The following is a 246-nucleotide window of genomic DNA, read 5'->3' as shown; positions in this document are numbered from 1 at the left end:
GGGTTGATCCACCCGGACAGAAGCCGCCGCAGCTCGGTGTTGATGCAGTGGAGGCGCCAGCCGACGCTCTCTGCGATCTTCGCGGGATCGGCGGTGATCATGTAGCCGCCGCGGAACGCGAGGAACGCCAAGCCCTTTTCCAGGGTGACGTGGTCGCGTATGTGGCCCTTGAGCCGTGAGAACTGGCTGTCGGTGGCGTGGATTTCGGTAGTGATCGCTTCTTTGGTGACCAGCACGTCCTCCCCC

Annotated in this window: 1 protein-coding gene; it reads right to left on the bottom strand. The window is 63.8% G+C overall.

All coding sequences use genetic code 11. The features are described from left to right. Positions 1–236, bottom strand: a 236-nt coding sequence (locus ABD323_RS41110; protein WP_344447206.1) for a hypothetical protein, incomplete at its 3' end; no start/stop codon positions are given. Positions 237–246: the final 10 nt, after the last annotated feature.

The organism is Kitasatospora nipponensis (assembly GCF_039528135.1).
GTDB lineage: Bacteria > Actinomycetota > Actinomycetes > Streptomycetales > Streptomycetaceae > Kitasatospora > Kitasatospora nipponensis.
Note: the sequence above shows the minus strand (reverse complement) of the source record. Positions and strands in the feature narration are given on the sequence as shown.